This is a genomic window from Paenibacillus sp. 32O-W, assembly GCF_007679495.1.
GTDB lineage: Bacteria > Bacillota > Bacilli > Paenibacillales > NBRC-103111 > Paenibacillus_L > Paenibacillus_L residui.
In genome coordinates, this window is the sequence record NZ_VEGP01000107.1 from 1 (window position 1) to 9,976 (window position 9,976).

Below are 9,976 nucleotides of genomic sequence, written 5' to 3' on the forward strand. Positions count from 1 at the left end.
CCTCAGTATTACATTCACCGTTAGTTCAGTCACATCATGCAATTATGCCGATTTTCGCTCTGCGAAAGTTGAGTTATGAAAAATTATTTAACGGCTCCCTGATTATGAATAATTTAGCAGAGGTGGAGACGGATGAATGGCAAAATGCAAGCGGATGTGCTATATGTAGTTTCGGGGCATGAAACGATCCCTGAAGCCGGGGCCGGACCAAGGAGCGGGCTATAGCCTTGCCAATGGGATGGATAAGGCTCCGGAACGGTATCCGTCAGGAATAAGAAGGCTGCAAAGCGGATGTCGGGTGACGGTCCGTTAGAAAAAACATCAGGATAGACAGGAGGAATTTAATGATAATGGGCTGGTTAGATCTATTTCGCAAATGGAGCAAAAGCAAAGAGCAAGTGACGGAGGAAGCTCATGAACCCGCAGAAGCACCGGTGAAGCAGGAGCAGGAGCAGGAGACGATCGTGAAGTCCAAAGAGGAATTCCCCGGCTTCGCTCCTGTATGGATGGTGGAACTTCTGTACCGGCACAAGCCAATTCTGAATCAAGAACGGTTATACGCAAAGATGCAGAAATATACCGGGGAAGCCAGGCTCGACGAACATGCTCCTAAGGGTGCGCGGGATCGGGATCCGGTCGTATCGGAGGCCCATTCCGGCGAGCGGACGCGGCAAGATTTCGAACCTCTCTTATTCTATCATTCCAACTATATGGTCCAATACCGCGATGGAGTCGTTCCTGCGCAAACTTGTATCTTACCCTCTGAGCGTCCGCCGGAAGCGGCCTTGTATGAAGCTGCACTGCAGCAATCGTGGCATTGGCCGGATGCCCGCCAAGTGGTCGGAGGCTGCCGTTATTCCTTGCTGCTGACCGATTTCTGCGCGGAAGGACTGAACTATAAAGAAAGATTGAAACTGTTTCAGAGCGCTCTGTGCGCTCTTCTGGAAACGGCGCCTTGCGAGGCCATCTATTGGAAAACAAGCGGCAAGCTCGTTCAGCCCGAGGAATATTTACGGGCAATTTCTGAAGGGGAATGGCTGCACGGGGCTATGAACGTGCGATTATACAAGGCGGAAGGGGACGGGACAGGCCAGCCGGAAATGCTCGTCGATACATGCGGTCTTGCCGCGATGGGGGTGCCTGACCTGCAGTGTCATTTTACCGGTCTTGATCCGAATGAAGTAGCCACCATACTCGTCGATCTCGCCTATTATTTGTATGAAAGGGGCGACATCATTCGAGACGGGGAAACGATCGGTTCCGCAGAGAGCCAGCGTTGGCGCTGCGAGCATCAGCACTCGTTAAATGAACCGCGAAGGCGTGTGATCGACCTCAACCCGGGTGAGCCTTATTCCGCAGGAGGGCAGCTTCATGGCCGTTAAAGAGACGGCTGGAATAGCAGGAGAATTATTTACCTCAACGGCGATGTCCGTTATGTAAATCTATGAAAATATAAATATGCCAAAATGCCTCTTGATTGTTACAGAGAAACATTGTATATTACGTTAGGAGACTATATTTAGTGTTCATCTTCGACGACAGATACTAGATATAGAGAGTTAACTGAATATAACAGATAGAGAAGAAGGTGTCAGATTTGACTTAATAGGGAATCCGGTGTGAATCCGGAGCTGTCCCCGCAACTGTAAGTGCGGATGAAATGAGCATACCACTGTATAGGCAGCGTCTTGGGGCGGGTCTATACGGGAAGGGCTCAAAGTAGGATGAAGCACAAAGCCAGTAGACCTGCCTTCTATCTCTGCAAGTTTCGCATCTTCGGGGAATGAGAGGTTGAAACGACACGGAGCAGAGCCCATTTTATGGCTCTGTAGCTTTCATGCTGTCGTTTTTGGCCCACCACCGGCGGATGGGCCATTTTTAATGCATTGGAAGTTCTAAATTCCGGGGCTTGGCGGAGTTAATTGCTGCCAGCCGGCATCCTGCTATCACATTTTACTTCAAAAGTGGATAGGTAGATTGCTATGGAACGACCCCGAACGTGGATGCCCATGGAGGTAGCTATGCTTATCGTATTTGACTCTAAGACAGGAAACGTGAAACGGTTCGTGAACAAATTGGAGCTGGAATGCGTTCAAATTACGGAAGGGTTAACCGTCGACCAGCCCTATGTGCTGATTACTTATACTACGGGTGTGGGGCAGGTTCCGCAGACGACCCTGAAATTTCTGGAGGAAAATAGCCGGTGGCTGCAAGGGGTTGCTTCCAGCGGCAATATGAACTGGGGAGCCCGTTACGGCTTGGCCGGAGACCGGGTGGCCGAGATGTACTCGGTGCCTTTGCTGATGAAATTCGAGCTGAGCGGCACGAACAAAGATGTCGAGCGATTTAAACAGGAGGTCAATCAAATTGTCCACGCAACTTTCCAATTGGATACAGCTTAATAATGAAATTATGGTGCTTAAGGACGGCAAATTCCAGTTTGACAAAGACCGGGAGGCGGCCCGAAGCTATTTTGTCGATTATGTGAATCAGAACACGGTTTTCTTCCATGATCTGAAAGAGAAGATCGATTATTTGATCGAGCACGACTATTATGAGAAAGAGCTGTTCGACAAATACGACTTTGCCGAAGTGAAGAGCTTGTATGAGGGGCTGTATGCCCGGAAGTTCCGCTTTCCGTCCTTTATGAGCGCTTTTAAATTTTACAACAATTACGCGATGAAGACGAATGACGGGACCAAGTTTCTGGAGCGGTATGAAGACCGGATTGCGGTCGTAGCGCTGTTCCTGGGCAACGGCGATATGCAAAAGGCGAGGGAATATGCGGATCTGCTGATTTCTCAGGAATATCAGCCGGCTACGCCCACGTTCCTGAACGCAGGCAAAAAGCGGCGCGGGGAGCTGGTCAGCTGCTTCCTGCTGGAAGTGGATGATTCGATGAACTCGATCGGATTCGCGATCAATTCGGCTCTGCAGTTAAGCAAGATCGGCGGCGGTGTCAGCCTCAATCTAAGCAAGATCCGTGCGGCCGACGAACAAATTAAAGGGCTGGACGGCAAAGCAAGCGGAGTTCTGCCGGTTATGAAGCTGTTCGAGGATGCCTTCTCCTATGCGAACCAATTGGGCCAGCGTGACGGCAGCGGGGTCGTTTACCTCAACCTGTTCCACGCCGATATCCATGAGTTTCTGGATACGAAGAAGATTAACAGCGATGAGAAAATCCGGATCAAGACGCTTTCCTTGGGCGTCGTTGCTCCTAATAAATTTTTCGAATTGGTGGAGCAGGATAAAGACATGTACCTGTTCTATCCGCATACGGTTTATCGTGAGTACGGAATGCATCTGGACGATATGGATATTACGGAAATGTACGACGAGCTGGTCAATAATCCGAATATCCGCAAGAAGAAAATCGTCGCCAGAGACCTCATCATAAAAATTGCGCAAATTCAGATGGAATCCGGCTACCCATACATAATGTTCGTCGATAACGCCAATGAATATCATGCCCTCAAAAAAATCGGCCGGGTGAAGTTTTCCAATCTGTGCAGCGAAATCGCCCAGCTTAGTGAAGTATCCACCATTAACGATTACGGGGTAGAGGATGACATCCATCGCGACATTTCCTGCAACCTGGGATCGCTGAATATTGTGAATGTGATGCAGAACAAGCGGATGAGGGATACGGTTCATCTGGCCATGGATGCGCTGACCGAGGTGAGCGACCGCACCAACATTGCCATCGTTCCTTCTGTCGCCAAAGCTAACCGGGAGCTTCATTCCGTCGGCTTGGGGGCCATGAACCTGCACGGATTTCTGGCCTCGAACAAAATTCCGTACGAATCGAAGGAAGCGATCGATTTTGTACGCACCTTCTTCATGATGCTCAACTTCTATTCCCTGGAGCGGTCGATGCTGATTGCCAAGGAAAGGAAGGAAACGTTCAAGGATTTTGAGAAAAGCGAGTATGCGAACGGAGCTTATTTCGACCGGTACTTGGATAATGATTATTCTCCGCGCACGGATAAAGTGAAAGCATTATTTGAAGGCCATGTGATCCCGACCAAGGAAGATTGGCTCCGCTTGAAGGAGCTGGTTCAAGAGCATGGAATCTATCATGCCTACCGGATGGCCATTGCCCCGACAGGGTCGATCTCATACCTTCAATCCTCCACCGCGTCTATTGCGCCTATCACGCAGAGAATAGAGGAGCGCGAATACGGGGATTCCAGAACGATTTATCCGATGCCGTTCTTGAATGAGGACAATTTCTTCTATTATAAAGAAGCTTATGATATGGACATGTACAATCTGATAGACCTCGTTGCCGAGGTGCAGGTGCATATAGATCAGGCCATCTCGACCATTCTCTATGTGAAGGATGATCTGACGACTAGAGATTTGGCCAAGTATTACATTTATGCGCAGAAAAAAGGGCTGAAGACCCTCTATTATACCCGCACGAAGAAAAGAACGATTGACGAATGCATCAGCTGCGTTGTTTAAGGGCGGCTTAAAATATATTGAACTGGCGACAGGGATAACAGCGATCGGGTCCCTGACTCGATAACGAATTTGACAAGGAGGATTCAGGCAGAATGAAGGCATTCGAAGCGGTGAACTGGAATTCGCCGGAAACGGACTATACGGAAATGCTATGGACGCAAAATACATCCCAATTTTGGCTGGATACCGAAATTCCAATATCCAAGGATTTAAAGACGTGGACCAAGCTAAACGACGATGAGAAGACTACCTTCATGAGAGTATTGGGCGGGCTGACGCTGTTGGATACGGAACAGGGAAATGTCGGCATGCCTATGATTGCGCAGCACGTCGAAGACAAGCAGAAGAAGGCGATCCTCATTTTTCAGGCTGCGATGGAGGAAATTCATGCGAAGAGCTACAGTACGATTTTTACGACGGTAGCCAGCTCGGAGAGGATCCGCGATACGTTCGAATGGGTGCGCGAGAATAAACAGCTGCAGTACAAAACGCACCGTATCGATTCCTATTATCAGAGCATTAAGGAAGGGGATCCTCTTAGCCTGTATCAGGCGATGGTTGCGTCCGTCTTCCTGGAGAGCTTCCTGTTCTATTCCGGCTTCTTCTATCCGTTATATTTGGCCGGACAAGGCAAGATGGTAGCCAGCGGAGAAATCATCAAGCTGATTATCCGTGACGAAAGCGTGCACGGGGTATTCGTCGGCTTGCTCGCGCAGGAGGTCTTCCAGAAGCTAAACGAGGAGGAGCAGAAAGCGGCCTCTGCGTTCGTCAATGACCTTCTGATGGATCTGTATAAGAATGAACTGGAATATACGGAGAAGCTGTATGATCCGATCGGTTTGACCCATGAAGTAAAAAAATATATCCGGTACAACGCCAACAAAGCGTTGATGAATCTCGGGCTCGAGCCCTTGTTTGAAGAAGAAGAAGTTAACCCGGTCGTTCTTAACGGAATCCGTACGGAAACGAGTACGCACGACTTTTTCTCCACGAAGGGCAGCGGTTATCAAAAAGGAAAGGTAGAGCCGCTGCAGGACGATGATTTTCTGTTCCTTAATCAGAGGGTCCAGGAATCTAATATTTGGTGATAGGCCAGTAAACTGCGAAGGTTTCCAGAAGCCTTCGCGGTTTTTTTGTTCAAATATAAGTAAGTATAACGGGCTGTCCTAAGGACGGCGATGCCGTTTATCCTTGAACGAAACCTCGACAGAAAATAGCGGAAGGAAAAATATAGAAGGAAATAGAATAGAGCAATGAAACAGGATTCTCTCTTCAACCGGATTAGATTGACAAAGGAGAGTAATATGTCCAAACAAATCAGATATGACCTCTATACGATGTGTTTGCTCAAGAAAGACGATAAAGTACTTCTGATTGAGCGGCCTGATCATCGAGGCTTCCCGGGTTATTTAGGCCCCGGCGGCAAGGTTGATTTTCCGGAGAGCCCGGCGGAAGGGGCCGTTCGCGAAGTTTTGGAAGAAACGGGGCTGCACGTGAAGAGACTAATGTATAAAGGATTGGATGAATACGTCGTCCCGCAAACCAATTACCGGTATATGGTGTTCAATTATATATCGGATGATTTCGAAGGAGAGCTGCTGACGAATCCACCTGAAGGAAAGCTGCTGTGGGTTCCGATTCAAGAAGCGCTGGAGCTTCCTATGCAGCCCTGGTTTAGAAGGCGGTTTCCGATGTACTTTCAGGAAGGGACGTTCGAAATTTCCGTTGTTTGGGACGAAGAGAATAAATGTGCCCTAGAGGATAAAGTAAAGCGATTGTAATCGATTACGGATCGTTACAGGCTTCTGTTTGGGAGTAAACGGACTAAGGATGACCGCTTGTGGCCAACAGCGTCTTCAAGTATAAACTGAGGCTTTAAACGGTCATCCGTTATAAGTTTATTCGTTAGATTTAAAGGATCGAGACTGCTCTTCGGTCTAGGATTATTGACTTCCAGCGGCATTAGTCTTTTCTTGTTCTCTCAGCTTTCTTATGAACGTGTTGACAGCCATTGTGGAAGGGGATTTCGGATCTTTAAGAATGGAAAAATCCCGTGTCATCTTTTTCCCTGCGATGGCAATTTCGCTCAAATCTCCGGACGCCAATTCTTTCCGGATGACCCTACGGGACAAAACCGCGATGCCAAGTCCGGCCATGACCGCTTCCTTCACCCCCTGATTGCTGTTAAACACGAAGGATCGCTTCACCCGGAGGCCGGATTCCATAATGAAGCGGTCGCTGTACGCACGGGTTCCGGACCCCGTCTCCCGGAAAACCCATACTTGATCCTGCAGCTCCTTCGGCTCTATCGGCGCCAGGGAACAGAGAGGATAATCGTTAGGTGCCACCAGCACCATTTCATCCTTGGCAAACGGCGGGGCTACGAGCAGCTCCGGGAACTCGACCTCACCTTCAATCAGACCGAGATCGAGCTCATTCGCGCGGACTCCTCTCGAGATTTCTTCCGTATTGGCAATCGTCACGTAAACATCGACCAGAGGATAGTCCATCGTATAATCCGCCAGCAAATGTGGAAGCACGTACTCACCGATAGTAAAGCTGGCCCCGATAGTCAATGAACCGGTTACTTCATTCCTTAATAGGTGAATCTCTTCCTTGGCTTCCTCATATAAAGCCAGAATTTGTTTGGCCCGTTGATACAGGATAGAGCCGGCCTCCGTCAGTTTAACGTGCTTGGAGGTACGATGCAGCAGCTTGCTCCCCAATTCGTTCTCCAAATTCCGGATGTGAAGGCTGACTCCGGGCTGGGAGAGGTTCAGCTTCTCGGCCGCTCTGGAGAAATGGCTCTGCTCCACGACGGTAACAAACACTTTCAATGTATCTACAATCAATTCTAGCATCCTCCCAATCTGTTCTGCTATGCGTATTTATGGCAGGGGAGACGTCAGCGTCTCCACGAAGCGGGCGGCCGCCTCGGACAGTGAAATGTCCCGCCGCAAAGCAATTCCAACGCTGCGCTCCGGAATAGGCTCGCGAATAGGCAATTCGTACAAGCTGCGTGACTCCAGCTCCTTGCTGACGAATGAGCGGGTGACGAATGCGGCACCGAAGCCAAGCTGTGCGAGCTCGATTAGCAGCTCCAGGCTGCCCAGCTCGATATCGACCTCGAGGGGAAGGCTCTGCGCGGCAAACCACTGCTCGACGAATTGCCGGGTGCTGCTTCCTTTGGACAGCAGCAGGAGGGGCAGGCGGCCCAATTCCTCCGCCTCCAGAGTCCGCTCCGACCATTCCCGGTAGGCTTCCCCGACCACGAAGCAGTCCTGAATGGTCATGAAGGAGCGAACGTCCAGCAGCCGGTCCGCAAACGGCATGTGCACAATTCCGAGATCAATTTGCCCTTCTATCAGCCGCTTGGCGAGATCGGGGGTTTTGCCATGAGTCAGACGTATACGAATATTCGGGTACCGGGTACGGAAATGCTTCAGGTACGGCAGCAGCAGATAGCGGATGAGAGAGCCGCCGGCCCCGATGCGAAGCTCGCCGGTTTCGAGCTGCTTGAGCGAGCGGATCTTGGTCTCCCCGGCTTCCAGCAGGGAGAAGGAGGGCTCTACATATTCAAGCAGGGCCCGGCCTTCCGCGGTCAGCTCCACGCCTTTGGACAGCCGGTTGAACAGCTTGACGCCCAACGATTCTTCCAGTTGCTTGATCGCATAGCTGACGGACGGCTGAGTAATGTGCAGCTCCTGGGCCGCCTTCGTCAAATTTCCCGATTTGGCCGTATGAAGAAAAATACGATATCCTTCCAATGAAATCATGATATAGAGCACCTCTATGTCAGAGTATGGATATTTGAATTTCATTTATTCCAGTTTTCACATTATAATAGGAGTCAACCGGATAGTCAATGAATCGCCCGGCAAGTAAACAGGAATGTTTATTTACCGAAACGGACTTATGGAAATAGACAGGAGGTAGCTTGAGATGGCAGGTAATTCGTTCGGACAAATGTTTAAAATAACGACCTTTGGAGAATCCCATGGAGAGGCGGTCGGCGTCATCGTCGATGGGGTGACCCCGGGAGTGGAAATCGATACAAGCTATATTCAGAAGCAGATGGATAGAAGGAAGCCGGGGCAATCCTCCGTGACGACTTCGCGCAAGGAGTACGATATCGTGTCGATTCTGTCGGGAACCTTCGAAGGGAGGACGACCGGCACTCCGGTGTTCATGGTTTTATTCAATCAAGATATGAGGCCGTCCGCCTACGATTCCATTAAAGATTCCTTCCGGCCGGGGCATGCGGACTTCACATACCTGAAGAAATACGGGATCAGAGATCACCGGGGGAGCGGGAGAGCATCGGGCAGGGAGACCGCCGCACGGGTCGCTGCCGGAGCCTTGGCCCGGAAGATGCTGGAAAGAAGAGGCGTCAGTGTCGTAGCCTATACGACTGAGGTTGGCGGCATCCAGTGCAAAGATTTTGTGGAGAGCGAAATCGAGAACAACGTCGTTCGCGCTTGCGATCCGCAAGTGGTGGGGGCGATGGTGGACAAGATCGAATCGCTCGCCCGCGTTGGAGATAGCTGCGGCGGGGTCGTCGAATGCCGAATCCGAGGGGTTATGCCCGGGCTGGGCGAGCCTGTATTCGATAAGCTGGATGCGGAGCTGGCCAAGGCAATGCTGTCGATCGGAGCCGTCAAAGGGATTGAATTCGGAGCCGGTTTCAAAGCGTCCCAGATGCTGGGAAGCGAGCATAACGACCCAATGGACAGCAGCGGATACTTGAGCAACAATTCGGGGGGCATCATTGGCGGAATAAGCACCGGACAGGAAATTATTTTCCGTGTGGCGGTGAAACCGACCTCCTCCATCTCCGTTCCGCAGAAAACGATCGACGTTGAGGGCAAGGAGCAGATCATCCGCACCGAGGGAAGACATGATCCCTGCATCTGCCCGCGGATCGTTCCGGTGGTCGAGGCCATGGCTTGTATTGTGCTTGAGGATCATTTCAAGCGCCAGGCCGCTCTTCACCAATAATGGGTATGGATTGAATCAGAGGAAGCTTAGGCTTCCTCTTTTTTAAGTTTTGAGAGCTTATTCAGTTCCTTAGTTAAAACCGAACGCTTTTAGCGGATAGTGCCTCTTTCAATCAGCGGGCTGTCCCCAAATCCGGTTTGCGATTTTTCAGCACCGCTCAGCACCGGATATTTTCACTTTTTTGGACAGCCCCGGTCGTCCGCCGAATTGTGTAAAAGACAATCAAAACTGCAGGCCTTTTCTGGAAAAAGCTGCGAAGTGCCTAATTCTAGAGCGAAAGTGCAGGTGTTTTCTGGAAAAAGCTGCGAAGTGTCTAATTCTAGAGCGAAAGTGCAGGTCTTTTTTTGAAAAAGTCGCGTAATGCCTAATTCTAGAGCGAAAGTGCAGGTCTTTGGAGTGATTTTTGCGAAATGCCCTCATTTGGTCCAAAAGAACTGCACATTTGAGCGTCTTTCGCTCTTTTTTGGGAAATGGGGCGGATTCTAATGCACTTTTGGAGCGACCAAGCCTA

The 9,976-nt window shown here is 50.2% G+C and carries 9 protein-coding genes and 1 riboswitch; of the genes, 7 read left to right on the forward strand and 2 right to left on the reverse strand.

The window, feature by feature from the left end:
• The 6 genes from FS806_RS26415 to FS806_RS24225 form a co-directional block, all read left to right on the forward strand.
• Positions 1-182 (forward strand): hypothetical protein (locus tag FS806_RS26415; protein WP_222126765.1); only part of this gene is annotated, 182 nt, incomplete at its 5' end.
• Positions 183-350: 168 nt separating this feature from the next.
• Positions 351-1,382, forward strand: coding sequence for a DUF4261 domain-containing protein (locus tag FS806_RS24205; protein WP_144941791.1), 1,032 nt, complete (start codon positions 351-353; stop codon positions 1,380-1,382).
• 188 nt (positions 1,383-1,570) lie between these two features.
• Positions 1,571-1,768, forward strand: a riboswitch (cobalamin riboswitch).
• Between the two features lie 253 nt (positions 1,769-2,021).
• Positions 2,022-2,402, forward strand: coding sequence for a class Ib ribonucleoside-diphosphate reductase assembly flavoprotein NrdI (gene nrdI, locus FS806_RS24210; RefSeq protein ID WP_144941806.1), 381 nt, complete (start codon positions 2,022-2,024; stop codon positions 2,400-2,402).
• Entirely contained in the window at positions 2,335-4,467 is a 2,133-nt protein-coding gene (gene nrdE, locus FS806_RS24215) for a class 1b ribonucleoside-diphosphate reductase subunit alpha (RefSeq protein WP_144941793.1), read from the forward strand. Before nrdI ends, nrdE begins: the two co-directional genes overlap by 68 nt.
• 92 nt (positions 4,468-4,559) lie before the next feature.
• Positions 4,560-5,555, forward strand: a complete 996-nt coding sequence (nrdF, locus tag FS806_RS24220) for a class 1b ribonucleoside-diphosphate reductase subunit beta (RefSeq protein ID WP_144941796.1) — start codon at positions 4,560-4,562, stop codon at positions 5,553-5,555.
• A gap of 216 nt (positions 5,556-5,771) precedes the next feature.
• Entirely contained in the window at positions 5,772-6,248 is a 477-nt protein-coding gene (locus FS806_RS24225; protein WP_144941798.1) for an 8-oxo-dGTP diphosphatase, read from the forward strand.
• Between the two features lie 162 nt (positions 6,249-6,410).
• On the opposite strand, the gene FS806_RS24230 is transcribed toward FS806_RS24225, so the two are convergent.
• Positions 6,411-7,319, reverse strand: coding sequence for a LysR family transcriptional regulator (locus FS806_RS24230; RefSeq protein WP_144941800.1), 909 nt, complete (start codon positions 7,317-7,319; stop codon positions 6,411-6,413).
• Between the two features lie 36 nt (positions 7,320-7,355).
• Entirely contained in the window at positions 7,356-8,243 is an 888-nt protein-coding gene (locus FS806_RS24235) for a LysR family transcriptional regulator (RefSeq protein WP_144941802.1), read from the reverse strand.
• A 166-nt stretch (positions 8,244-8,409) separates the two neighbouring features.
• Here FS806_RS24235 and aroC point away from each other — a divergent pair, with 166 nt between their 5' ends.
• Positions 8,410-9,465 (forward strand): chorismate synthase, encoded by a 1,056-nt coding sequence (aroC, locus tag FS806_RS24240; RefSeq protein WP_144941804.1) that lies wholly within the window; start codon positions 8,410-8,412, stop codon positions 9,463-9,465.
• Positions 9,466-9,976 lie beyond the last annotated feature (511 nt).